This is a genomic window from Flavobacterium aquiphilum (genome assembly GCF_027111335.1).
GTDB classification, from domain to species: domain Bacteria; phylum Bacteroidota; class Bacteroidia; order Flavobacteriales; family Flavobacteriaceae; genus Flavobacterium; species Flavobacterium aquiphilum.
The window spans coordinates 1,506,111-1,530,663 of the sequence record NZ_CP114288.1; the positions used below are offsets into that span (position 1 = coordinate 1,506,111).

The window sequence follows — 24,553 nt, forward strand, 5'->3', positions numbered from 1 at the left end:
GTTTTGCTGTCTCAAAAATTTTCATTTTTATAGCTTATTATGGCATTGGCAATTGCTTTTGCAATGTCATTTTGTCCATCTTCAGATTCTAATGTGCTTACATCAATTTTGTTGGAAATAAAACCGATCTCGATTAAAACTCCGGGCATGGTGGTTGCGTCAAGAACCCAAAGTGGTTCTTGTTTTATGCCTCTGGATTTTATGGCTATAGAATTTGAGAAGTTATTCTGTATTTTAGTAGCCAAATCAATACTGCTCGTTAAATTACTTTCCTGTACGATTTGCAGTCCTATTAAAGTTTCAGGTTTATTTGGATCGAAACCTTTATAGGTTGTCTGGTAATTGTCTTCCAAAAAGATTACAGAGTTTTCTGCTTTGGAAACTTCTAAATTCATATTTGCTCTTGTCATACCCATTACGTAGGTTTCGCTTCCGTTTCCTGTTGGGTTTCTATTTGCATTGCAATGAATGGAAATGAATAAATTGGCATTAGCTCGATTGGCAATTTTTGCTCTTTCTCTAAGTTCAATAAACTCATCTGTTTTTCTGGTATAGATTAAGTTAATATTAGGGGTTTGTTCTAATATTTTGCCCACTTTTAAGGTGACTGCTAAGGTTAAATCTTTTTCTTTATTGTCAAAATATTTAGCTCCATCATCTTTACCGCCATGTCCCGCATCTAATATGACTATGAAATTATTGGATTGTCCATATGTGTTGACAGTCAACATTAGTATTAAAATGGCGAATACAATTTTTATTTTTTTTGAGATACGCATCTAATGGTTAATTTATAGGTTGCAAATTTGTGTTGTTGGACGCAAATTATTGAAAAATATTGATATATAGTGAGTAATTTAATGATTAAAGCACACGTTTATGTCCTACAGCAATATTATAAAAAATTATTGACTTCCCTTCTTTAACTAGGAGGGCAATATTGAGGTATTTGAAGTACCTTTATTTTTTGAGTTTCGAAAGCATTTATAACTGATTTATGATCTGAATAAAAAAAAAGTGTTCCGCAAATCATGAAGATGTAGACGTTTCTGTCTCACACAAAGGTTTTTCAATTATTTTATGCGGCTGATTTCTAATAGGATATTATTTTTACATTGATTTAAATTTGCCCAATTCTCGCTAAATTCTCTTAATCCTTGTAAATAATCGCACTAATAATCAGTTCAATACTTGTTCGGAATATGCGATTCTTGTTTGCTTAAAGTTTAAAAATTAAATGGAGTACTAATTATTGTTTAAAAACTATGAAATTTAGTGGGTTAGTAGTGTTTGAAATGTTATATCCATTCTGTGCTTTCTGTATATTCTTCGGGGAAATAAGTTAAATATTGAACAAATCTTGGTGTTTTTCCGTAATTCGGGGTAGCACAATGAGGTAGGGCTTGATGCCAAATAATAAAGTCGCCTGACTTACCAATTACAGGCTTTGGAGTCAGTGTCTTTAAAGCTAATTCCCTTGGATTTTGATTCAAAGGAATTGAATCCATCCAATTGGCAATTTGATGATGAAAATTAGGAACGCAATGAAAAGCACCGTCGTTTTCATCACAATCTGAAAGATATAATAGGCCTTGCAAACGAAAAGGAATAGGTTGTTTTAAACTTACATCCCAATGTAAATTACTTCCTAGAAAATTATATCTTTTAGTAATTGGGGGATTAAAACTTACCTTGTCAATAGTTTTATAAATTTTATTAGTTCCATATAATTGTTCGTAAGCTTTTTGAATCTTTACCGAAGCTCTGTTTTTTTCTAATGTAGGATGATTGAAAAAGTTAACCATTAGCCCTCTTTGTTTTTCATGCATTGTGTACCAGGTATTACTATCATTCATGTCTTTTTCCAAAAACTCTAAAATTGCTTTTTGGGTAGCTAAACAATCTTCAAGCGAAATGGCATTTTTTATAACAATATAGCCATTAGTATTCCAAAAAGCCAAGTCTTTTTCAGAAAGAGTATTTTCAACATCAATCGTATTTGTAACATTTATGCTTTTAGCTTTTATCCACTCTTTAAAAACTATCAATGTTGGTTTCTCTTGATAAAGGTATTGCAAGGTCTCTTCCATACTAATACCTAATTTGTATAAATATCCAGTTTCACTTATCCAATTGGACTCTTCCTCGGTTTTGATTTTACCTTTTAAAATTCGATTCCAAAAATTTTCTAACAAATCTGATTTCATTTAAAATTATGTTTTCTAATCAAAAGAAATAATTATTCGATTAATTGTATGTTATAAATGTATTTTTTTAAACTAAAGTGCGAGAAAGATGGTTGATTTTTTCTCCTTTTTGACAATAATGTTTAGAAGTTTATTTTTCGTAATAATTGTAGTGTCTATCCCTTTTTCTTTTTATTGTTACATAGGGTTGCAGAGAAAATATATTTGTTTGATTTTTAATGATTATTAAATATATTGAAAAACTAATAAGTAATTAAGTTTACACCTTATATAAAATGTTTGTCAATGGGATTTAGGTTAGCAGTGTTTTGCTAAATACAAGTCTAAAACTGATTTCGATTAAATAGGTTATTCGTGCTGCAATCAATTAAAAAATTAGCTTTTGTTTTCTTTTGGCAGAACAAAACAAAAGCAGACACCGCTTTTGTTATTTTCACGATGCTTCAAATGTATAGTGCCTCCAAAGCGATCGCTTATTGCTTTTATTGTTGCTAAACCAATGCCAGAGTTTTTAGCAGATTTAGGATTTACAGTTTCGAATAATTCGAATACTTTTCCCCAATATTTATCAGGTATTCCAGGGCCATCATCTTCATAGGTGAAAGAAAAGCTGCTTTCGTCTTGCGTTAATGAGATCCAAATATTACATATTGGCTTATCGGTATGTTTTACTGTGTTTGATAAAAGATTTTGTATGATTTGTATAAAGCTTATTTTTGAATGTCTTACAATTATGTCGCAATTAGTATAATGTATCTGAATTGGGGTATCCAGAGTACCGTTCTTTAGTATGTGTTGAATTAGATTTTGGACATTAAAATCTTCAAATTCTATTTTGTCATTACTAACCTTAGTATATTCTAAGATACCATTAATTAAAAAGTCCATATATTCATTACGTGAATAAATTAAATCAAGCCATTCTTCTACCTCAGTGTCTTTGATAAGTGCTTTATGATCTTCTTTTATGAAACATAATAAAGAGTTGATACCACGAATTGGAACTTTTAAATCATGGGTAAGACGGTGCGCAAATTGGTTTAACTGTACATTTTTTTTTGTAATTTCTTCGTTAATTTCTTCCAGAAGTCTATTCTTTTTTCGAAGTTCAAATTGCGAAATAACTTGATTTGCTAATGCCTTTAGAGATTCTTTCTGATTTTCTGTAAGACCTTCTCTTGGTTTTGTATCTATAACACAAAGTGTGCCTAAGGGATACCCGTCTTTAGTGTTTAAAGGAGCACCGGCATAAAATATTACATGTGGATCATTTACAGTTAATGGATTATCATAAAATCGTTCGTCAATAGTTGCGTCTGGTATAATAAGCAACTCATCAGGATTGTTTATGGCATGGGCACAGAAAGCCAAATCTCTTGACGTTTCTCTTGTATCCAGACCATGATGCGATTTAAACCATTGCCTTTCATCGTCAATTAAACTTACTAATGCAATTGGTGTACCGCAAATTTGAGATGCTATTTTTGTTAAAGCATCATATTCATCTTCAGGTAATGTGTCAAGTATTTCATAATCCTTTAAGGCTTTTGAACGAATGACTTCATTTTGGGGAATTTCAGGTTTATGCATATAAAATTCTTATTTATTTGAAAAAATAAAAAAATCAGCTGTGTAAGTAAATTCGATCTTTACTAAAAGTAGCTAATTTTTTTTACAGTATGTGTAATTTTTTAAATAATTTTAAAAATAAGATTTTCGTAATGCTTACTAGGAACCTGATTTATTTTTTTACTATTACAGTACAGCATGGCTTATAATTTATCTTGTGAATTACTAATAAAGGATAATTTTTATTTTTATAGTGATATTTCATATATTGCTGTACAATTTTTTGCATTTTGTTTTTGAAAGTAAATTCTATAGTATTCATGGTTGATTTACTTTGATTATTTGAGTATTGAAGGGCATTTTTGCATTGGAAATAAGGGATTAAAAATATTTTTCTAAAATTTAATATAAAATCCATTTTTTTTACGCGCATTAGAATAAAAATTTTATTTTTGCCGTTCACTAAATTAAATTTTAAATGGCTACTTACAGTAAAAGAGGATATAAGACACCAAAAGAAAAGGAAGTAAAAGACGATGCAGTTGAAAATGTAATGATTGACGAAAAAGACAGCGCTACGGCTGAGGTTTTTTCAAAATTAGATGAGACAGCTTCTAAAACAGAAGACTGGGTTGCTAAGAATCAGAAAATTATAATTGGGGTTGTTGGTGCTATTACGTTGGTAACTGTTGGGTATTTTGCTTATCAAAAATTTATTGCAAATCCTAAAGAGGAAGATGCAGCAAGTGAAATGTTTGTGGCACAATCTAATTTTGAGAAAGCAGTTAACGGTGTTGCAAGTGATTCATTATACAAATTGTCATTGAATGGTTCCGAAGGTAAATTTGGTTTTGTAAAAATTGCCGATGAATATTCTGGAACTGCTGCTGGAAATTTGGCTAACTATTATGCGGGAATTGCTTACTTGAATACAGGTAAATATGATGAAGCAATCAGTTATTTAGGTAAATTCAGTTCAAATGATGTCATGTTAGGAGCTTTGGCAAAAGGAGCTATTGGTGATGCTTATTCTCAAAAAAATCAACCAAAAGAGGCTTTGGAAAACTATATTAAGGCTTTCGAAGCTAGTAAAAATGATTTTACAACGCCACGTTTCTTGATGAAAGCAGGTAAAGTTGCTTTGAGTTTAGGAAATAAAGCAGATGCTTTGAAATACTTTACTCAAATTAAAGAAGAGTATGAAAATTCGCCAGAAGCTGCTACAGTAGATGGTTTGATAGGTTTGGCGCAATAAAAAGATTTAAAATTGTTGGTTTGAGATTGTTGATTTTTGATTTCAAAAATTATAACTTTATATCTGAAATCTATCCCGATAGCTATCGGGACTAAAATCTAAAATTAAATGGCTACCGAAAATAAAAATTTATCGGATTACGATAAAAACTCAGTCCCAAACGCGAAAGACTTTCGCTTTGGGATTGTTGTTTCAGAATGGAATGATAACATCACAGAAGGGCTTTATAATGGCGCACTGGCTGCATTGTTGGAAAATGAAGTTTTTGCCCATAACATTATTCGTTGGAATGTTCCAGGAAGTTTTGAACTGATTTATGGTTCAAAAAAAATGTTGCAAACTCAAAATGTAGATGCTGTAATCGCTATTGGTTGCGTGATTCAGGGGCAAACAAAACATTTTGATTTTGTATGTGAAGGAGTGACTCAAGGGATTAAAGATTTGAATGTTCAAACTGATATTCCGGTAATTTTCTGTGTATTGACAGATAATACTATGCAGCAATCGATTGATAGAAGTGGTGGTATTCACGGGAACAAAGGTACTGAAGCGGCTATTGCGGCTATAAAAATGGCTTATATTCGTCAGCAAGCTTCGTTGACACACAGAATAGATGATCAACATTTGTTGTCTCAAGGTGCTTTGCGAATAGAAAATAATCCTCTGCAAATAGAAGAATAAGAAAAATTTTAAAATTTCAAGAGCCTATCCTGTTCATTGAATGGGATAGGTTTTTTTATGATTTTATCTTTTAAAAGTTCAACTCTGTATAGTATTGACGAAAAGTTGTTTATAAAAGTTAGCAGTTTTTTTGTTTTTTTTATGATTGTCAAAAGGGTGAAACCGAATGGAAATTTCTTAAATTTGTCGTCCTTTGGTTTTAATTTAAACCGAAACCTATAAAACCTAAATCTAAAATTTTTCAATGTCGAGTATAATTCAATTGCTTCCAGATCATGTTGCCAATCAGATTGCCGCTGGAGAAGTGGTGCAAAGGCCTGCTTCGGTAGTGAAAGAGCTGTTGGAAAATGCTGTGGATGCAAAAGCAACCGACATTAAATTAATCATAAAAGATGCGGGAAAATCATTGGTTCAAGTGATTGATAATGGATCAGGAATGAATGTTACTGATGCGCGCTTGTGTTTTGAGCGTCATGCTACTTCGAAGATTAGACAAGCGGAAGATTTATTTTCACTTCATACCAAGGGGTTTCGTGGGGAAGCATTAGCCTCTATTGCGGCGATTGCTCATATGGAATTGAAAACCAAATTGGAGCAAGAGGAATTAGGAACTCACATCGTTATTGAAGGGAGTAAATTTATGTCCCAAGATGTAGCGGTTTTGCCCAAGGGGACTTCATTTGCCGTTAAAAACTTATTTTTTAATATACCGGCCCGACGTAATTTCCTGAAATCAGATACAGTGGAATACCGTCATATTATTGACGAATTTCAACGTGTGGCCTTGGCACATCCTAAAATTCATTTTTCATTTTACCATAATGGTAGTGATATGTATAATTTGCCTCCGTCAACTCTAAGACAGCGAATTGTTAATTTTTTTGGTGGAAAAACCAATGAAAAATTGGTTCCTGTTACCGAGGATACGGAGATGATGCAAATTCAAGGTTTTGTAAGTAAGCCTGAATTTGCCAAAAAGAATAGAGGAGAGCAGTTTTTCTTTGTCAATGACCGTTTCATAAAGAGTCCGTATTTGCATCACGCGGTTATGGCTGCCTATGAGGGGATTTTGAAAGAGGGTTCTCAACCTAGTTATTATTTGTATTTAACGGTTCCGCCAAATACGATTGATATCAATATTCACCCTACAAAAACTGAAATCAAGTTTGATAATGAGAGTGCAATGTACGCTATTCTGAGAGCTTCGATTAAGCACAGTTTGGGACAATTTAATGTGGCTCCTGTTTTGGATTTTGAGCGTGATGCTAATTTGGATACGCCTTACCATTATAAAAATTTGGAAGCAGAAATGCCAACAATTCAGGTTGACCGCACATTTAACCCTTTTGCCGAAGATAAACCTGTTAAAAGTTTGTCCTCATCTTCTTTTTCTTCATCTTCTTCGTATAAAAAAACAGAACCAACGGCCAGTTGGGAGAGTTTGTATGTTGGAGTGAAACAGGATACCGAAGTGATTACGGGTGATACTGAATTTGTTTCGGGTAACAACAATGGCTTTACATTTGAGAACAATGAATTTTCTTTTGAAAATGAAGAAGTAACTTCGTCTTTGTTTGATGATGAAGAAGTAGAGCAAACGGTTCATAAAACGTATCAAATCCATAAAAAATATATAGTGTCGCCTATTAAATCGGGGATGGTTATTGTCGATCAAAACAGGGCGCATCAACGTGTTTTGTATGAGCAATTTTTGGTAAATATGACAGTGCATCACGCAGCAAGTCAACAATTGCTGTTCCCTATTAATCTGTTTTATTCAGCGACCGAAATGGAACTTATTGCAGAGTTAGAGCAATCGTTAATCAACACTGGATTTGTTTTTGAGGAATCGAATAAAGATTATGTTGTGATTTCGGGTATTCCGGTGAATATTACAGAGAGTGAAGTTGTAGTCGTTTTGGATCAGTTGTTGAGTGATTTGCATAACGGAATCCCAGAAAATAGTTTCAGTCAGAATGATACGATTGCCAAATCGATGGCTAAAAGTTTGGCTGTAAAAACTGGGGCGTATTTAACCGAAAAAGAACAGGAAAATTTAGTAAATGGTCTTTTTGCCTGTAAAGACCCAAATGTTTCACCATTTCAAAAACCAACTTTCATCACAATGAGTGTGGAAGATTTAGATAAAAAGTTTGCATTATGATGAGTATCACACCTACTGTAAAGCAGTTATTAATTATAAATATATTGTTTTATATTGGCTCCATGTTCGTTGGTGAGCCTGCCTACAAAATACTTTCAATGTATTTTTTTGAGAATCCCGATTTTCATTTTTGGCAAATTTTTACGCACATGTTCATGCATGCACCATTGCCAAATATCATGCATATTGCTTTCAATATGTTTGCTTTGTATTCATTTGGTTCTGCACTGGAACATTTTTGGGGAGGTAAAAAGTTTTTGTTTTTTTATATTTCTTGTGGTGTGGGAGCTGCTTTATTACACACTGCGGTGAATTATTATTTTTTTGAAAATGGGATAAATATTTTAATGCAAAATGGTTATCAAAAAGCAGAAATATTAAAGCTATTAGGTGAAGGAAAAATTGATACTCGCTGGCAAGAATTATTGACTGTTTCCGATTTTCAAGGGTTTATTGGAGCCTATTTAGGAAATGTTGTAGGAGCATCAGGAGCTATTTATGGGTTATTGGTGGCTTTTGCATTTATGTTTCCTAATGCTGAATTGGCTTTGATGTTTATTCCGATTCCAATTAAAGCAAAATATTTTGTTCCTGGATTACTGTTGGTTGATTTGTATTTGGGAGTTTCCGGAGGTTCTATATTTGGTGGTTCAAGCGGAATTGCCCATTTTGCGCACCTTGGAGGAGCGCTGGTAGGTTATTTAATGATGTGGTACTGGAAGAAAAATCAATTCAATGATCGCCGTTGGAATTAAATTTTCTAAATTTCGAAAGAGAAAATTATACTATTGACAAAACATAACTGTTATATCTAAATATGAGCATCTTAGAAGATCTGAAAATGCAATATAAATTGGGAGGAATCGCCTTAAAAATGATCTATTGGAATATAGGTTGTTTTTTGGTTTCGTTGGCGTTTTTCTATCAATTTAAGACTGGAGTTTTTGAATTTCCTAATTGGATTGCCTTATCATCTGAGCCAATGGTTTTTGGATTGAAACCATGGACATTTTTGACGTATGCTTTTTTTCATGATGGCTTTTTTCACTTGCTGTTTAATATGATGGTGTTGAATTTTGCCAGCTACTTATTCTTGACTTTTTTCTCTTCCAAACAGTATTTGGGGCTGTATCTTTTAAGTGCCATTTTTGCAGGATTGATATTCGCCTTGGGCTTTAATTTATTGCATTATAGCGGTGCAATAGTAGGGGCTTCAGCGGCAATAATGGCTATTTTGGTGGCGGCAACAACTTACAGCCCATTGATGGGGGTTCGGTTGTTTTTGTTTGGGAATGTAAAATTATGGCACATAACAGCGGTAATTCTTATTTTGGATTTAATGCAATTCCGATTAGAAAATTCGGGCGGACACATATCTCATTTAGCAGGAGCTTTTTTTGGGTTTATCTATGTTAAATTGCTTCAAAACGGAACTGATTTAAGCAAGATAGTAAGTATCGTTTTGGATTTCTTTTTTAATATCTTCAGAAAGCCTGGAACCCCTTTCAAAAAAGTACATAAAAATTATAAAAAACCAGTAGAAAAACCGATTTCAAGAATTGTTGTGAAAGATAAAAAACAACAGCAAATCGATGAGATTTTGGACAAAATCAGTCAGTCTGGTTACGAAAGTTTGACCCAAGAGGAAAAAGAATTCTTGTTTCAAGCCGGAAAATAGTTTATTTTTATCTGATTATTGAAGTGTAAAACATAAACTTTTGATTAAAAGTTTGAATACATCAAATAAATATGAGGAACCTTTCATGGTTTAATAAAGTAATGTATTTTTTGAATTTGGTGCTTATCGCGCTGACATTCATTGCCTATTTACTTCCTTTTTTGGCACCAAAAATATTTCCGCTATTGTCGGTTTTCACTTTATTTATGCCTTTGTTTTTTTTGGCAAATGGGTTGTTCTTTTTGTATTGGGCAATTCAGTTTAAAAAAAGAATGATTTTATCAGGGCTTGTCCTATTGATTGGGATCACTTTTTTTAATAAATTTTATAAATTTTCAGCCAAAGAATTTCAGGAAAGCGACAAGGATTTTACAGTTATGAGTTATAACGTAAGATTGTTTAACGTCTTTAAATGGTTAGATCGAGACGATATTCCCGATACAATTTTAGAGTTTATAAATACTCAAAATCCGGACATATTATGTATACAAGAGTTCTCGAATTCTGCCGATATTGATCTAAAAGTGTATCCCTATAAATTTGTTTTGATGGAGGGGAATCAAATTAAAACAGGTCAGGCCATCTTTTCAAAGTTTCCTATTATTGAACACGGAAATATTGTGTTTCCGAACTCTAATAACAACGTGGTTTACGCTGATATTAAGAAAGGAAAAGATATCATTCGAGTGTATAATATGCATTTGCAATCCATAAAAATTTCTCCGGATGTCAACGAAATTTCGGAAAATATCGATGCTATTGACCAACAAAAATCCAAGTTTCTTTTTATTCGTATTAGTAAAGCTTTTACGCAGCAACAGGAACAAGCTGCTATATTTAAGGAGCATGAAAAGGATTGTAAATACCCAATTATTATTTGTGGAGACATGAATAACAGTGCTTTTTCTTATGTGTATCGAAACATAAAAGGAAAACTGAAAGACAGTTTTGAGGAAGCAGGAGTAGGTTTTGGAGCTACCTATAAGTTTAAGTATTATCCTGCCCGGATTGATTATATTTTTGCAGATGAAACGATGGAAGTGAAACAGTTCCAAAGTTTTTCAGAATTTCAAAATTCAGATCATTTTCCAATTATGGCAAAATTGTCCATGAAATAAGTTTACTTTTAAGAAAAAAATAAAACCCATTACTAATTCTAGTGATGGGTTTTTAGGTTTATATCGTTTTAAATTTATTTGATGAGAACTTGATTTTTTAAATAATCCACAGCAAATTTTCCTTCATTAAACAATAAGTCAAGAACGCTTAAATTGTTCAAAAAACCGAATTTATCATCAAAGACCTGAGGATAGTTCTCAAAAACCGAAAGGTCTTTTTTCCCGTTTACCAAATATCTAAAATCAGAAATTTGAGGATCTTCAATATTGTGGAAATATTCTGCTGTAGTGTCAAACTGCAATTTCATGCGTAGACATTTGCAAGTTAATTCAAAAGCCTCAAAATTTAGATCCATCAAAAAAGTATGTTTCTTTTGGAAAAAAGGAAGCAAATCATCTTCAAAATACTCAAAGAAAGGAGAACTACGGTAAGCGGCTTCTAGTGATTTGAAATGTTGCTTTTGCCAATCAAATTCTGATTCAATTTTAATATCTTTTGTTTTTTGATGTGCTAAATTGGAATGTTTTACAGGAATATTCAATAACTGAACTCCATTTGGGCTATAAATATAAGTCCGATTACGATTGGTTTGTTTCTGAAAATTATCCTCCATTTCAAACGTAATACTGTCTGATTGCGCCATGGCCACAAAATGGCTTATGGAAGGGAAATAGGAGGGATGTATTAGAATTTTCATTATTTTGAAGATTAGAGCTTATAAGGTTTAATTTTTTAAACTAAACCTTATAAACAATATAAACTTTTAAGCATTTTTAGCTTTTCTTTTTTTCCAAAAATATTCACCAACAAAAAAGGCAGCAAGGGCAATTAGGAAGTATTTAAAGTATGATTGTGGTTGTCCTTCGCCGTCAACTGTTGTGAATACTCTCTCCCAACGAATTTTCCAGCCACTCTTAGGGCCATTAATACCGTCGATACTCATCCAAATAAAAATTGGTTTTCCAACAATGTGGTTTTCCGGAACATAACCCCAATAGCGGCTATCTTCAGAGTTGTGGCGGTTATCTCCCATCATCCAGTAATAGTCTTGACCAAAAGTGTAGGTCGTGGCTACTTTACCGTTAATTCTTATTTCATTACCATTTACTTTTAAATCATTATTCTCATAATCGGTTATGATGGTTTTGTAGAAAGGTAAAGTTTGAAGATTTAAAGCAACTGTTTTGCCTTTTTGCGGGATGTAAATTGGCCCAAAATTATCTCTGTTCCATTTGTTGATATGAGGGAAAATACCATCTTCAACGCCTTTGGAAATAATTCTGTCAACTGCTTTAACTCCAGGAACATTTTTGAACCTCTCTGCGTTGGCAGCCGTTAGAGCACTTATGAACAAAGTATCTTTTGTTTGTTGGTTTAAGAAACCGGCACCATCAGTAATGTCCATATCTTTGAAAAGATATTCAAAATCAATAGGTGTTTTACCATCCAAAACTACGTTGTATGAGTACTGTGGTTTTGCACGTTCAGGTAAAATCAATTCTTTTCCATTAATATAAACCAGTCCATCTTTTATTGATAAACTATCGCCGGGAATACCCACGCAGCGTTTTACATAGTTTGATTTTTTGTCTATCGGTTTGTCAACTCTTTGTCCAGAGCGATCTCTGAATTTATAAACGGTGTCTGCGGGCCAGTTAAATACAACTATATCGCATCGTTTGATATTTTGGATGCCAGGAAGTCTGAAATAAGGCAACTGAGGCCAAGTAAGGTACGATTTCTTTTTAGTTAATGGAATGGTATCGTGTACCATTGGCATAGCTACAGTGGTCATTGGGACTCTTGCTCCATAGTTCATTTTGCTTACAAATAAAAAGTCTCCAACCAGTAAGGATTTTTCTAATGAAGAAGTAGGAATGGTATAAGGCTGAATGAAATAAGTGTGAACAATAGTAGCGACAATTATCGCAAAAAGTAATGAACTAACAGTGTCAGCTGCTTTATGGTCTGGACTTAAACTTCTATCAGATTCGTGATTTAAAGTCTGTGTGTAATTAAGATAATAGATGTAAAAGCCTAAAGTTGCAATTACAAGGATTGTATCTAATTTGGTTTTTTTTCCAAAACTGCGGATGGTTTCAACCCAAATAACCGGAAACATAATCAAGTTAATGATTGGAATAAATAGTAAAAGTGTCCACCAAGTTGGCCTTCCGATTATTTTCATCAAAACAATCGCATTATAAACTGGAATTGCAGCTTCCCAACGTTTTCTTCCTGCGCTTTCATATAATTTCCATGTTCCTAAGAAATGAATAACCTGAACGGCCAAGAAAAATACGAACCAGTGAAATTGTGTCATAATTTTAAAATTTAAACTATTAGATTTTAGATTAAGTCTCTATTTGGGTTTGGAAATTTTATTTTGAACTTAAATTCAAAACATCTTTCATTGAAAAAATACCTTTTTTCCCGGCAAGCCATTCTGCTGCGATTACGGCACCTAAGGCAAAACCTTCACGGTTGTGGGCCGTATGTTTTATTTCGATAGAATCTACAGCAGAATTGTAGGTTACGGTGTGAGTTCCCGGAACAGTTCCTACTCTCACTGCTTTAATGTGGATTTCGTTTTCTTTTGGAGTGTCCAGTGTCCAACCAGTATAATTACTATTTTCGATAATACCTTTGGCCAATGAAATAGCGGTTCCGCTTGGGGCATCTAGTTTTTGGTCATGGTGTATTTCTTCCATATCTACTTTGTAGTGATCAAATGGAGCCATGATTTTGGCCAAATATTCGTTGAATTCAAAAAATAAATTCACTCCAAGACTAAAGTTAGAGCTGGAAATGAACCCTCCATTTTTTTCTTTACAAAGTGCAATCATTTCATCATAATGCTCTAGCCATCCAGTTGTTCCGGAAACCACTGGAACATTAGCATGAAAACAGTTTGAAATATTATCAACTGCAGCTGTTGGTACGCTAAAATCGATAGCAACATCGGCAGATGAAAGTCCGTCATAAGTATTGAATTCGTCTTTTTTCAAAACAATTTCGTGTCCTCTTTCTACAGCAATTCTTTCAATTACCTGTCCCATTTTTCCGTATCCTAAAAGTGCAATTTTCATCTGTATTTTATTTTTTATTTTTTTTAAAAGAAACGAATAATATCCGAGTCTAAAAGCGATAATTAATGGTTAGTCCCAAATTTGATTTTAATGTTACAGTGTCTGGGCTTATTTCTGGTTTCACTGATAAACTTTGATTAACATTAAATTGTATTAAAGCCGCATCGACATTGGCATCTATTATGTTTAGTACATAGAATCCAATCACAAAAAGTCCCGATAACGAATAATTTCTTTGGTAAAATTCCTGAGCAGAAATTAATTGTTTATCAGAAAGATAGGCGTAAGTAGGGTCCGGATTTCCCGCTAAACGGCTTTTGTAGGCGTCTCGATATTCGTTGTATTTTTTTTTGTTGTCAGTGTAGAAATATAAACTGGTTCCAATAGCACCATATACTAGTGGAATCTTCCAGTATTTTTTATTGTATGCCTGGCCTAAGCCCGGTAATATAGCCGAATAAAATGCGGCTTTTGCAGGAGTCAAAGGGTCTATGTCAATCGATTTTAAAGTATCTTTTGGCTTTAAAACAGCTTCGGTTTTTGCTTGTGCAAAAACCGAAGCGTTTCCTATAAGAAAAAGCAATAGCCCTATGGATATGATTTTATTCACTACCCTTCTATTAATTTTACAATTCTATTAAAGTCTTCTTCAGAATGGAAAGGGATGGTGATTTTTCCTTTTCCATTTCCGGCAACTTTTACATCAATTTTTGTTCCAAAATATTTGTTGAAAGTTTTTACATCTTCATCATTTATTTCAAAAGAAGCCGATTTTGTTGGGATTACTGGTTTTGGTTTTAGACTATCATGATAATTTTTTACCAAAGTCTCCGTTTCTCTTACCGAAAGGTTTTGGCTTACGATTTTTTGGTAGATATCAGTTTGAACATCGTGATCTTCAATATTGATGATGGCACGTCCATGTCCCATACTGATAAAGCCGTCACGGATCCCGGTTTGAATGATTGGGTCTAATTTTAAAAGACGCAGGTAATTAGAGATAGTTGAGCGTTTTTTACCAACTCTTTCACTCATTTGCTCCTGAGTCAATTGAATTTCATCAATCAAACGTTGGTATGAAAGCGCAATTTCTATTGGATCTAAGTCATGACGCTGGATGTTTTCAACCAACGCCATTACCAAAGACTCGTTATCGTTTGCAATACGGATGTATGCAGGAACTGTTGTAAGTCCGATCAAAGTGGAGGCACGTAAACGACGCTCCCCAGAAATTAATTGGTATTTGTTGAAGTCTAATTTACGAACAGTAATAGGTTGAATTACGCCTAATTCCTTGATGGAAGTGGCTAATTCACGTAATGATTCCTCGTTGAAATTGCTTCGGGGCTGAAACGGATTTATTTCGATAGCATCAATTTCAAGCTCTATAATATTTCCTACAACTTTATCTGCATTTTTATCTTCAACTGATTGAATATCGTTTTCAGGATCTTTTAATAATGCAGATAAACCTCTTCCTAAGGCTTGTTTTTTTATTGCTTTTGACATACAACTATTTACTGTTTTTCTTTATAATTTCTTGAGCTAAGTGGATGTAATTTACCGCTCCTTTGCTGGTAGCATCATAGTTTATGATGCTTTCTCCAAAACTCGGTGCCTCGCTCAATTTTACATTCCTTTGTATCACGGTTTCAAAAACCATATCGTTAAAATGTTTTTGAACCTCTTCTACTACTTGGTTTGACAAACGCAATCTGGAATCAAACATGGTTAGTAATAAGCCTTCAATGTCCAAATCAGGATTGTGGATTTTTTGGATACTTTTTATCGTATTCAATAATTTACCCAAACCTTCTAACGCAAAATACTCACATTGAATTGGAATAACTACCGAATCCGCAGCCGTTAAGGCATTCAAGGTCAGAAGTCCAAGAGATGGTGCGCAATCAATCAAGATGTAATCGTATTGCTCTTTTACGCTTTCCAACGCAGTTTTAAGCATGTATTCTCTGTTTTCTTTATCGACAAGTTCAATTTCAATCGCAACAAGGTCAATATGCGCAGGAATTACATTTACATTTGGAGAGGAAGATTTTATCGTAGCCTCCGTTGGAGTATGACTATGTTCGAGAATTTGATAGGTTCCAATTTCGACTGTTTCGACATCAATTCCTAATCCTGAAGTGGCATTTGCCTGAGGATCAGCATCTATCAATAATACTTTTTTTTCTAAAACTCCTAACGCAGCAGCTAGGTTAATCGAAGTAGTTGTCTTTCCAACTCCACCTTTCTGATTCGCAATCGCTATGATTTTGCCCATTTATTTTCTAAATTTTGAACGGTAAAAATACAATTATTTATGGGTTTTGAAAATCTATTTTGTTAACAAAAACAAATAGTTTTCACGTGCCTTAATTTATCTTAACAATAGTGTAGTTTCTTTGCTTTTTTGTTATTTATTATATCCAAAAAAAGAGAACTGTATGAATAGTTCTCTTTTTATCGTCTAAGTTGTGTTATTTTTTATTGAGATTAACCAAAAGAACTGCAAGTTGCTAACTCCTTTTTTTTGCTTTAATCATCATTTCTAATTGATCCCAAAGTTCTTCAGGAATAGCTTCCAATAAATTGAATTGTCCAGCGCCTTTCAGCCATTCACCACCATCAATGACAATCACTTCGCCGTTTACGTAAGCTGAAAAATCAGATACTAAATAAGCGGCTAAATTCGCCAATTCCTGATGGTCTCCAACTCTTTTTAGAGGCACTTTTTTCGACATATCAAATTTCTCAGCCAAATCTCCTGGTAATAATCGGTCCCAAGCACCTTTTGTTGGGAATGGTCCAGGGGCAATCGCATTGGTTCGAATTCCGTATTTTGCCCATTCCACAGCAAGACTTCTGGTCATAGCGAGAACTCCGGCTTTGGCAGTAGCGCTTGGAACAACGTAGGCGGAACCTGTCCAGGCATAAGTTGTGACAATATTCAAAACGGTTGCCGAAGTTTGTTTGGTATCTATCCAATGTTTTCCGAAAGCAAGCGTACAGTTTTTGGTTCCTTTCAAAACAATGTCGATTATAGTGTCAAAAGCATTGGCCGATAAGCGTTCGGTTGGAGAGATGAAATTTCCAGCCGCATTATTTAATAGCACATCCACTTTTCCGAAAGTTTTCAAGACTGCCTGAAGCATGTTTTCGACTTCTTCATAATGGCGAACGTCACATTGCAAGGGTAGGCAAGTACCGCCTGTTTCGGTTTCCAGTTCTTGTGCAGTGTTTTTTAGTTTTTCCAAATCCCTTGAAGTAATGGCAACTTTCGCACCTAATTCCAAGAAATATTTAGTCATCGCTTTACCTAAACCGCTTCCGCCTCCAGTAACTACAATTACTTTGCCTTTTAAAGCATCGTCTCTTAACATTTTATCAGTATAACTCATAACTTATTTGTTTGGATGTAAATGTAATAAAAGAAAATAATATGCATGCATATGAAGTTGCTAAGATTCTAAGATTTTAGAGGACTTAGTGACTTAAAAGCTTAGAATCTATACTCGACTCAACCTTCTCGCTGCTTCCTCTAAAGTGGCATTGTCTTTGGCAAAACAAAAACGGATTAATTTTAAATCTTTTCCATCGGCATAAAAATTAGAGATCGGAATCGCTGCAACACCATATTCAGTAATTAATCGTTTACAAAAATCCACATCGTTTTCATTCGAAATATCGGCATACGAAACCACTTGGAAATAAGTTCCTTCGCAAGGCATTAATTGGAATCGGCTGTTTTTTAATAATGATCTGAAATAATCTCTTTTCTCCTGATAAAAAGGACTGATTTCATTGATGTCGACCAAACCTAAATATTCAGAAACCGCAACTTGACAAATGCTATTGACACTAAAAACCAAAAATTGGTGCACTTTTTTGATTTCTTTCATCAAGTATTCTGGTGCAATCAGGTAACCAATTTTCCATCCTGTAACATGAAATGATTTTCCGAATGAGGAAACCGTGATGCAGCGATCGAGCAGTTTTGTTCGGGTGTGAGTCGAAATATGTTTTTGTTCAAAAGTGATGTATTCGTAAACTTCGTCAGAAAGCAAAAGTACATCCGGGTGTTTTTCCAAAAGACTTTCCAGATTTTCCAAATCAGATTCATTTAAGATTTTACCTGTTGGATTATGGGGATTATTGATGATAATCATTTTGGTTTTCTCCGAAAATGCATTGGCAATCGTATTCCAGTTGGGCGTGTAATCATCGTTAAGAGACACTCGTATTGGTTTTGCTTCGCTCAAAAGGATTGGTGCTTCGTAACAATCATAACTGGGATCTAGAATGATTACCTCGTCGTCTGGCTTTAGCAATGCCAATAATGTGGTAAATATTGCTTGAGTTGCTCCAGCTGTGACGAGTAATTCAGTTTCCGGAATGATGTTGCGGTTATATGACGATTTTATTAATGTTTGAATTTTATTGAGTAAAGGCGGATAGCCTGCCATTGGGGTGTATTGGTGGACATCTTCAAAAGCCAGTCTGGAAACGATTTGCGTCAGTCTTTCGTCAACAGGAAAGTTTGGAAAACCCTGAGAAAGATTGATAGCTTTGTATTCTGTCGCCATTTTGGTCATTGTTGTGAAGATGCTGGTCGTTACGTTTGGTAATTTATTCATGTTAATCGATGAATTTTTTCAGGAGCATAAAAGTAGTTTTTTAAAACTATATTATGCTAATGTCAATTTTTCTAAATGACAATGAAAGTTTTTTGCAAAATAATTTCTTGAGAATATCAAATAGAATTAATTATGTTTTTTAGCAGGTCTTTGATTTATCTTTTCCAAATCCGTTTTTAATTTTTCAACATAAGGTCCAAAGCGACTGTCTTTGTCAACTTGAGTAAAGTTTATCCACTCATTGAATTTTTGTAAGTTATTCTGATTGTAGAATGCGCATAAAATATTGAATGCATTTTCAGACTTATAAGTTTTGTCTGTTATATCTTTTTCTATTTTGTAATAGGTTTTTATTGCATCAGGGAGTTGATTGTTATATACTTGCGAATAAAGTAATTCTTTGTAGGCGTAGGCATCGTCAGGTTTTTGTTTAATCGCTTCTTTCAAAATAGTAATAGCATTTCCATATTGTTTTAAGCAATTGTATGAAAAAGCAATCTCAGTTTTAAGTCCTTTGTAATTTGGGTCGATCTTTTTTACTTTTTCTAGATAAGTCAATCCTTTTGCACATTCGTTCCAGATGTTATATGTATTGCCCCATATGAATAATCTGTCGGTTGAGTTTTCGTCTTCTTCGTATGCTTTGAGCCAATCAGGGGTTTTCGAAATGTGAAATTCGGCGAAATAAGATTCAGGAATAATTGCCACTAATGATTTGTTTGGCTGTAATCTGAATTTCATAGTCCTGCCATCTTCTTTTTGAGTGATAAGAAATTTTCCATCATTACTTATTTTGAATGAACCACCAAAATCGAAAGTTAAACCTGCTTCAGTGTCCATGTATACAAAGCCATAGTTGTAGGAGCCATTTGAGTCAGATGGAAAGACAATCCATTTATTTTCACAATCGATAGGTTTTGAATCGAAATTTAATTTGTCTTGCGCTACACAACAAATGCTTGCAAAAAAGCTTATAACTAAAATGAAGGTTTTCATAATTATTGTTGACTTAGAAAAGGAGGCCATGTGTATCGCATTTTAATTTCTTTGATTTCAAAATTAAAAAAAAATGTATCAATGAATTTATTTTTGGGAAATCTTTAAAAGTTCTTACGAAAAAGAAAGCTTTTCAAGTATCACAAATCTTCATATGAACTTGCGTGAGGGGTAGTAGCAGTCCGCCGCGACGGAGCGGATGACCCGACAGCATCCCGATAAAAAGGGGTATCAACGTAAAGAAGATACCTCTTTTTAATTGGGATGGTGGCACGCCCAAATTTCAAAAGCTATTTGGATAAATTTTTGAATAAATTAATGTTTTATGAATTTCCAAGTATTCGAAAAATCGGCTATTTTGATATTGCACAAGTATAACCCTTTGGGTAAATTGGAAACATTGATAGTAAGCTTTTCGTTAGGGTTCGTTTTTTTTGATATTGAATAAGCTTTTTCACCAGTAGATGTATATATGTTTATTGTTGCATCTCCTGAAACTGTATTTGGTAATTCAATGTTTAAAATTGTATCGACAACTGTTGGATACATTTTGATGTTTTTGTTCGAAGTTTGGTCATTGAGACCTAAATTGGTACAAGAAGTCGACATCACTCCGGTATCTGTAACGTTTAAAGTAGCCCCAGCACCACAAGTCGAATTTGGGATATAAGTAGCTACATCGGTGGCTGTCAATGGGGTGTAGGTATAGGTTGGTTTTGAAATTCCGGTATTTGAATTGGTCTGATTGATACAGCCATCAAATGCTATTCCAACGGTTCCTCCGTCAGTAGGATAACCTTTATAAACGGTGCCAATTGTTGCAAAGTTGGAGTTTTCGACATAACAAGTAGTGTTTTTGTTTCCACCACCTAAACCGATCGCCAAAGATCCACTTACAGAGGTTTTGTAGTAACAGTTAAGAATGTGTAATTCTGCATTTCGGGCTCGGGGCATCCTTTCTTTGCAGCCTTCCGCCCAGTAACAGTTTTGGAAAGTGATGCTATAATTGCCATCGGCAGGAAAATCTGTTGCGCCTGAACCTACTAAATCTGTAAATCGGTGGTCATCTGTTCCTCCGGATCCTCCCGCTGTTGGTGCTTTTAGATAGGTGAATTTACACCATGAAACCGTTACGTTATCGGCTGTTCCTTTGTTGTCAAAATTTCCATCCATTCCGTCCTGAAATTCGCAGTGATCGACCCAGATATTTGTTCCTTCGTTGGTAAGATTGTCTCTTCCGTCAACGTCATAGGCACCAGGACCTTCGAAAATAAGATTTCTTATAATAACATTGTTTGAACCGGATTTTATGTAAAGGGTTCCGGAATTAGTAGCGGATGTTGGTGAATCTCCGGGAGTTATTTGTAGATTTCTAAGTTTTGCTCCCGGTAGTCCTATAATGGTTCTGTTATTCAGTTGCACACTTGTATAGACGCAGTCAATTGTTCCTGAAACCAAAATCACAGCATTGGACGATGCAGTAGATGTAAGAGCTGCTTTTAATTTGGTATAGGTGTCAACTGTAACGGTATTGGATGCGGTTGGTGTTCCTGCGCCTGTTGCGCTTGCGCCAAATCCTTGTGGACTAGACATGTAATAATTTTGAGCCGAAACATTATAAAGGCTCAGTAAGGCAGTTAAAAGCAATAGTTTTTTCATTTAATAAGTGGTTTTTGGTTGTAGATTCGTGGTTGAAATCAGCGCAATATACAATAAAATCATTTTAATGCAATCGATTACATTAAAAATAAGCACTTAATAATCTGTTGAATATAGAATGAGTAACGTTAGGGGGTGATAAAGCTTTAAAAAGTAAATCGAATTATTTTTTTTGGGGCAGAATGGGTTGCTTTTGAAAGCAGTGATTATATTTTACATCTTATGAATGATAAAAATGGTAGGGCGTTTGTGTAAATCAACAGTTTCTTTTTTCCAAGCCGATATTTTCTTTGTTTTGATGTATTCCGTTGGTAAAGTTATATCGGTAGCAATACATAAATGGGTTTCGGGATGTAATGTCTGGATTAAATCTTCAAGCAATTTGTTGTTGCGGTAAGGTGTTTCGATAAAAATTTGAGATTGATTTTTTTCGAAAGAGATACGCTCCAAACTTTTTAAACAGGCTTTTTTCTCGTCCTTTTCGATAGGTAAATAACCATTGAAAGTAAAGCTTTGGCCATTCATTCCTGATGCCATCATAGCTAATAATATGGAAGATGGGCCAACAAGAGGAATGACTTGAATTCCTTTTTCGTGTGCCAATTTTACGATTGCGGCACCGGGATCAGCCACACCTGGACAACCTGCTTCGCTCATTAATCCCATGTTTTTACCTTCAAGAAGTGGTTTGATGAAATCCTTATGGTCTTGGGTTTCGGTGTGTTTGTTGAGAACAAAAAGTTTTAACTCAGATTGTTTTTTCTCGGGATTGGTAAGTTTTATCGATTTTCGGGCGGTTTTGTCATTCTCAACTACATAGTAATCGATTAAATCCACGCATCTTTTTATGGTTTGCGGTAATACGTCCATTGGGTCACATTCGCCCATGGTGGTTGGGATTAGGTATAATTTTCCAAGAAGCGGCGCTGATTTCATTTAAGCTGTTTTCGATTTTTACAAAGGTATAAAAACGGAGTTGGTTTTTAACGATGTTTGGCGATCAGTCTTTGTGCGATTACTTCGCAGGCATCGTCAAGCATTTGATAAACCATATCGAATCCATTTGCTGTTCCGTAATATGGGTCAGGGACATCAACATTTTCATTTGGGAAAATGGCGTCCAGAACTAGCTGTACTTTTTCTTTTTGGGTATCGTTTTGGGCAAGGTGGATAACATCTCTTAAATTGCTGCTGTCCATTACAAAAATGTAGTCGAAGGAATCAAAATCGCTTCTGCTGAATTGTCTGCCTTTTTGGTTGGTAATGTCTAAGCCGTTTTTTTTGGCGGTGGCTATTGAACGTCTGTCCGGACTGTGACCAACGTGCCAAGAACCTGTTCCTGCTGAATCTACAAAGAATTTATCATTAGGAAGTTTGGAGGCCAATATACCTTCTGCCAACGGTGATCGACAGATATTGCCTAGACAAACCATTAAAATTTTGACGGACATTTGTTTTTAGAGCGTTAATTTTGAGTTGATATCTTCAACGTATTTTTTGAATTGTTTGTCGGTTGCGACCAAATTATCGACTGTTTTGCAGGCATGTAATACCGTTGCGTGATCTCGATCTCCGATTTGTGAACCTATATTGGCCAATGAGGCTTTGGTGAATTTTTTAGCAAAAAACATGGCTAGCTGTCTTGCTTGTACAACGTGTCTTTTTCTTGTTTTGGATTGTAGGGTTTCTATATCCAATTGGAAATAATCGGAAACAATTTTTTGAATGTAATCGATTGATATTTCTCTCTTTACGTTTTTTACAAATTTTTCTACAACACTTTTGGCTAACTCGATTGTCACTTCTTTTTTGTTGAAAGAAGATTGTGCAATCAATGAAATAATTGCGCCTTCAAGTTCACGAACATTTGATTTAATGTTACGAGCAACATATTCTATAATATCTTCCGGCATTTCAACGCCATCACGATATAGAATGTTTTTCAAGATGGAAATTCTTGTTTCGTAATCCGGTTGGTGTAACTCAGCTGATAATCCCCATTTGAAACGAGACAATAAGCGTTGTTCAATATCCTGCATGTCAACAGGAGCCTTGTCTGAAGTAAGGATAACCTGTTTCCCGTTTTGGTGCAGATAATTGAAAATATGGAAAAATACATCTTGTGTTCCTGATTTTCCCGAAAGGAATTGAACATCGTCAATGATTAAAACGTCGATTAATTGATAGAAATGAATGAAATCATTTCTGTTGTTTTTCTTAACCGAGTCGATATATTGTTGGGTGAAAATTTCGGCCGAAATATATAAAACTGTTTTCTCCGGATATTTGTCTTTGATTTCAACACCAATAGCATGGGCTAAGTGAGTTTTTCCCAATCCAACACCACCAAAAATCAACAATGGGTTGAATGAGGTTCCGCCCGGTTTATTGGCAACTGCCATACCTGCCGAACGGGCTAGTCTATTGGAATCTCCTTCAAGGAAATTGTCAAAGCTATAATTAGGATTCAATTGGGATTCGATTTTTAAATTTCGAATTCCTGGTATAACAAATGGATTTTTTAATTCCGGATTTAAGTTTTTGAATGGAGCGTCCACTTCTTGTGCTTTCATTGGAGCTCTGTTGGCACTTGGCAATTGTTCCGTAAACGGTTGTTTATTGCCATAAGTGTTTTCCATTTTGATTTTATAAAGTAACTTTGCATTTTTTCCAAGTTCTTTGGTTAGGGCTACTTTTAATAATTTTACATAGTGCTCTTCTAGCCATTCGTAGAAAAATTTACTTGGTACTTGGATATATAATGCATTATCGGTAAGCTCAACTGATTTAATTGGTTCGAACCAAGTTTTATAGGCTTGATCTTGAATGTTGTCCTTTATGAAGGACAGACAGTTTTCCCATACAGATTGTGCAGTCTTGTTCATATATCTAGTTAAATTATTTTTATCAGGGTATTTATTGTCTTACAAAAAAGATGTGAAAAAATATCTTTTTTCGGGATAACAAATATGTGAACAATTATCTGTAAAAAAAAATATTTAGGTCTTAATTTTTCAAAAAAAAAGTTGTAAGGAGGGTTTTAAAATTTTAAAAAATACGTCAAAATTAATGAAAGATCATCAAATTCAAGTTCGCGTTCGTTATTCGGAAACAGACCAAATGGGAGTCGTTTATCATGGGAATTACATCCCTTATTTTGAGATAGGAAGAGTGGAATGGCTTAGAAACAAAGGGATTTCATATAAAAAGATGGAAGAAAGCGGCATCGGGCTTCCTATTGTAAATATGAATATCAATTATAAAAAATCGGCGGTTTATGATGAGTTGTTGACTGTGCATACCGTTTTCAAAAGTCAGACGTCCGTGAAGATAGAATTTGATTGCGCTATATACAATGAAGCGAAAGAGTTATTAACAACTGCTCAATTTATGTTAGTTTTTGTTTCGTTAAAAACGGGTAGGCCAACTGTTCCTCCGGATTACATTTTGGAACTACTAAAAACTTTTGAATAATAATCAGAATGAGTTCTTTTAAATGAGA

23 protein-coding genes are annotated in these 24,553 nt (G+C 34.3%); 7 read left to right on the plus strand and 16 right to left on the minus strand.

Features of this window, described 5'->3' with window-relative positions:
- Positions 1-11: 11 nt before the first annotated feature.
- From OZP12_RS06295 to OZP12_RS06305, 3 genes are all read right to left on the minus strand, one after another.
- Positions 12-779 carry an N-acetylmuramoyl-L-alanine amidase family protein gene (locus tag OZP12_RS06295; RefSeq protein WP_281228196.1) on the minus strand — a complete coding sequence of 256 codons (768 nt, stop codon included), beginning with the start codon at positions 777-779 and terminating at the stop codon, positions 12-14.
- A gap of 519 nt (positions 780-1,298) precedes the next feature.
- Positions 1,299-2,207 (minus strand): phytanoyl-CoA dioxygenase family protein, encoded by a 909-nt coding sequence (locus OZP12_RS06300; protein WP_281228197.1) that lies wholly within the window; start codon positions 2,205-2,207, stop codon positions 1,299-1,301.
- 375 nt (positions 2,208-2,582) lie between these two features.
- Positions 2,583-3,797 (minus strand): sensor histidine kinase, encoded by a 1,215-nt coding sequence (locus tag OZP12_RS06305; protein WP_281228198.1) that lies wholly within the window; start codon positions 3,795-3,797, stop codon positions 2,583-2,585.
- Between the two features lie 457 nt (positions 3,798-4,254).
- Here OZP12_RS06305 and OZP12_RS06310 point away from each other — a divergent pair, with 457 nt between their 5' ends.
- From OZP12_RS06310 to OZP12_RS06335, 6 genes are all read left to right on the plus strand, one after another.
- Positions 4,255-5,031: a tetratricopeptide repeat protein gene (locus OZP12_RS06310; protein ID WP_281228200.1), complete on the plus strand. Its 777-nt coding sequence runs from the start codon at positions 4,255-4,257 to the stop codon at positions 5,029-5,031.
- A 108-nt stretch (positions 5,032-5,139) separates the two neighbouring features.
- Positions 5,140-5,712, plus strand: a complete 573-nt coding sequence (ribH, locus tag OZP12_RS06315; protein WP_281228201.1) for a 6,7-dimethyl-8-ribityllumazine synthase — start codon at positions 5,140-5,142, stop codon at positions 5,710-5,712.
- Positions 5,713-5,956: 244 nt separating this feature from the next.
- Positions 5,957-7,876 (plus strand): DNA mismatch repair endonuclease MutL, encoded by a 1,920-nt coding sequence (gene mutL / locus OZP12_RS06320; RefSeq protein ID WP_281228202.1) that lies wholly within the window; start codon positions 5,957-5,959, stop codon positions 7,874-7,876.
- Positions 7,873-8,631, plus strand: coding sequence for a rhomboid family intramembrane serine protease (locus OZP12_RS06325; RefSeq protein WP_281228203.1), 759 nt, complete (start codon positions 7,873-7,875; stop codon positions 8,629-8,631). The genes mutL and OZP12_RS06325 overlap by 4 nt, the downstream gene beginning before the upstream one ends.
- A gap of 62 nt (positions 8,632-8,693) precedes the next feature.
- A complete protein-coding gene (locus OZP12_RS06330; RefSeq protein ID WP_281228204.1) occupies positions 8,694-9,554 on the plus strand; it encodes a rhomboid family intramembrane serine protease in 861 nt (286 codons plus the stop codon).
- A gap of 71 nt (positions 9,555-9,625) precedes the next feature.
- Complete coding sequence (locus OZP12_RS06335) at positions 9,626-10,672, plus strand: endonuclease/exonuclease/phosphatase family protein (protein ID WP_281228205.1); 1,047 nt, start codon at positions 9,626-9,628, stop codon at positions 10,670-10,672.
- Between the two features lie 74 nt (positions 10,673-10,746).
- Here OZP12_RS06335 and OZP12_RS06340 read toward each other — a convergent pair whose 3' ends face one another.
- The 13 genes from OZP12_RS06340 to dnaA form a co-directional block, all read right to left on the minus strand.
- The gene (locus OZP12_RS06340; RefSeq protein WP_281228206.1) at positions 10,747-11,370 is read right to left on the minus strand and encodes a WbqC family protein; all 624 of its coding nucleotides are present in this window, start codon (positions 11,368-11,370) and stop codon (positions 10,747-10,749) included.
- A 66-nt stretch (positions 11,371-11,436) separates the two neighbouring features.
- Complete coding sequence (gene lepB / locus OZP12_RS06345; protein WP_281228207.1) at positions 11,437-12,996, minus strand: signal peptidase I; 1,560 nt, start codon at positions 12,994-12,996, stop codon at positions 11,437-11,439.
- A 58-nt stretch (positions 12,997-13,054) separates the two neighbouring features.
- Positions 13,055-13,762 (minus strand): 4-hydroxy-tetrahydrodipicolinate reductase, encoded by a 708-nt coding sequence (dapB, locus tag OZP12_RS06350; RefSeq protein WP_281228208.1) that lies wholly within the window; start codon positions 13,760-13,762, stop codon positions 13,055-13,057.
- 49 nt (positions 13,763-13,811) lie between these two features.
- Entirely contained in the window at positions 13,812-14,372 is a 561-nt protein-coding gene (locus tag OZP12_RS06355; RefSeq protein ID WP_281228209.1) for a DUF5683 domain-containing protein, read from the minus strand.
- Complete coding sequence (locus OZP12_RS06360) at positions 14,372-15,271, minus strand: ParB/RepB/Spo0J family partition protein (RefSeq protein WP_281228210.1); 900 nt, start codon at positions 15,269-15,271, stop codon at positions 14,372-14,374. The genes OZP12_RS06355 and OZP12_RS06360 overlap by 1 nt, the downstream gene beginning before the upstream one ends.
- A 4-nt stretch (positions 15,272-15,275) precedes the next feature.
- Positions 15,276-16,043 (minus strand): ParA family protein, encoded by a 768-nt coding sequence (locus OZP12_RS06365; RefSeq protein ID WP_281228211.1) that lies wholly within the window; start codon positions 16,041-16,043, stop codon positions 15,276-15,278.
- Between the two features lie 235 nt (positions 16,044-16,278).
- Complete coding sequence (locus tag OZP12_RS06370; RefSeq protein ID WP_281228212.1) at positions 16,279-17,160, minus strand: SDR family oxidoreductase; 882 nt, start codon at positions 17,158-17,160, stop codon at positions 16,279-16,281.
- A 108-nt stretch (positions 17,161-17,268) separates the two neighbouring features.
- The gene (locus tag OZP12_RS06375) at positions 17,269-18,396 is read right to left on the minus strand and encodes a methionine aminotransferase (RefSeq protein WP_281228213.1); all 1,128 of its coding nucleotides are present in this window, start codon (positions 18,394-18,396) and stop codon (positions 17,269-17,271) included.
- A 126-nt stretch (positions 18,397-18,522) separates the two neighbouring features.
- Positions 18,523-19,392 (minus strand): tetratricopeptide repeat protein, encoded by an 870-nt coding sequence (locus OZP12_RS06380; protein ID WP_281228214.1) that lies wholly within the window; start codon positions 19,390-19,392, stop codon positions 18,523-18,525.
- Positions 19,393-19,707: 315 nt separating this feature from the next.
- On the minus strand, positions 19,708-21,051 hold the full coding sequence (locus OZP12_RS06385) for a T9SS type A sorting domain-containing protein (protein ID WP_281228215.1): 1,344 nt from the start codon (positions 21,049-21,051) through the stop codon (positions 19,708-19,710).
- Positions 21,052-21,264: 213 nt separating this feature from the next.
- Entirely contained in the window at positions 21,265-21,987 is a 723-nt protein-coding gene (locus tag OZP12_RS06390) for an SAM-dependent methyltransferase (protein ID WP_281228216.1), read from the minus strand.
- A gap of 47 nt (positions 21,988-22,034) precedes the next feature.
- Entirely contained in the window at positions 22,035-22,502 is a 468-nt protein-coding gene (locus OZP12_RS06395) for a low molecular weight protein-tyrosine-phosphatase (RefSeq protein WP_281228217.1), read from the minus strand.
- A gap of 6 nt (positions 22,503-22,508) precedes the next feature.
- A complete protein-coding gene (gene dnaA, locus OZP12_RS06400) occupies positions 22,509-23,936 on the minus strand; it encodes a chromosomal replication initiator protein DnaA (RefSeq protein ID WP_281228218.1) in 1,428 nt (475 codons plus the stop codon).
- Positions 23,937-24,120: 184 nt separating this feature from the next.
- Here dnaA and OZP12_RS06405 point away from each other — a divergent pair, with 184 nt between their 5' ends.
- Entirely contained in the window at positions 24,121-24,525 is a 405-nt protein-coding gene (locus OZP12_RS06405; protein ID WP_281228219.1) for an acyl-CoA thioesterase, read from the plus strand.
- The last annotated feature ends 28 nt before the right edge of the window (positions 24,526-24,553 follow it).

Excerpts from the sequence above, each read along its gene's own strand:
- OZP12_RS06325 (WP_281228203.1), top strand. The coding sequence starts at position 7,873 with ATGATGAGTATCACACCTACTGTAAAGCAGTTATTAATTATAAATATA.
- OZP12_RS06295 (WP_281228196.1), bottom strand. The coding sequence starts at position 779 with ATGCGTATCTCAAAAAAAATAAAAATTGTATTCGCCATTTTAATACTA.
- OZP12_RS06395 (WP_281228217.1), bottom strand. The coding sequence starts at position 22,502 with ATGTCCGTCAAAATTTTAATGGTTTGTCTAGGCAATATCTGTCGATCA.
- OZP12_RS06330 (WP_281228204.1), top strand. The coding sequence starts at position 8,694 with ATGAGCATCTTAGAAGATCTGAAAATGCAATATAAATTGGGAGGAATC.
- OZP12_RS06305 (WP_281228198.1), bottom strand. The coding sequence starts at position 3,797 with ATGCATAAACCTGAAATTCCCCAAAATGAAGTCATTCGTTCAAAAGCC.
- lepB (WP_281228207.1), bottom strand. The coding sequence starts at position 12,996 with ATGACACAATTTCACTGGTTCGTATTTTTCTTGGCCGTTCAGGTTATT.
- OZP12_RS06335 (WP_281228205.1), top strand. The coding sequence starts at position 9,626 with ATGAGGAACCTTTCATGGTTTAATAAAGTAATGTATTTTTTGAATTTG.
- OZP12_RS06385 (WP_281228215.1), bottom strand. The coding sequence starts at position 21,051 with ATGAAAAAACTATTGCTTTTAACTGCCTTACTGAGCCTTTATAATGTT.
- OZP12_RS06365 (WP_281228211.1), bottom strand. The coding sequence starts at position 16,043 with ATGGGCAAAATCATAGCGATTGCGAATCAGAAAGGTGGAGTTGGAAAG.
- OZP12_RS06390 (WP_281228216.1), bottom strand. The coding sequence starts at position 21,987 with ATGAAATCAGCGCCGCTTCTTGGAAAATTATACCTAATCCCAACCACC.
- OZP12_RS06370 (WP_281228212.1), bottom strand. The coding sequence starts at position 17,160 with ATGAGTTATACTGATAAAATGTTAAGAGACGATGCTTTAAAAGGCAAA.
- OZP12_RS06360 (WP_281228210.1), bottom strand. The coding sequence starts at position 15,271 with ATGTCAAAAGCAATAAAAAAACAAGCCTTAGGAAGAGGTTTATCTGCA.
- OZP12_RS06300 (WP_281228197.1), bottom strand. The coding sequence starts at position 2,207 with ATGAAATCAGATTTGTTAGAAAATTTTTGGAATCGAATTTTAAAAGGT.
- OZP12_RS06380 (WP_281228214.1), bottom strand. The coding sequence starts at position 19,392 with ATGAAAACCTTCATTTTAGTTATAAGCTTTTTTGCAAGCATTTGTTGT.
- dapB (WP_281228208.1), bottom strand. The coding sequence starts at position 13,762 with ATGAAAATTGCACTTTTAGGATACGGAAAAATGGGACAGGTAATTGAA.
- dnaA (WP_281228218.1), bottom strand. The coding sequence starts at position 23,936 with ATGAACAAGACTGCACAATCTGTATGGGAAAACTGTCTGTCCTTCATA.
- OZP12_RS06310 (WP_281228200.1), top strand. The coding sequence starts at position 4,255 with ATGGCTACTTACAGTAAAAGAGGATATAAGACACCAAAAGAAAAGGAA.
- ribH (WP_281228201.1), top strand. The coding sequence starts at position 5,140 with ATGGCTACCGAAAATAAAAATTTATCGGATTACGATAAAAACTCAGTC.
- OZP12_RS06375 (WP_281228213.1), bottom strand. The coding sequence starts at position 18,396 with ATGAATAAATTACCAAACGTAACGACCAGCATCTTCACAACAATGACC.
- OZP12_RS06405 (WP_281228219.1), top strand. The coding sequence starts at position 24,121 with ATGAAAGATCATCAAATTCAAGTTCGCGTTCGTTATTCGGAAACAGAC.
- mutL (WP_281228202.1), top strand. The coding sequence starts at position 5,957 with ATGTCGAGTATAATTCAATTGCTTCCAGATCATGTTGCCAATCAGATT.
- OZP12_RS06340 (WP_281228206.1), bottom strand. The coding sequence starts at position 11,370 with ATGAAAATTCTAATACATCCCTCCTATTTCCCTTCCATAAGCCATTTT.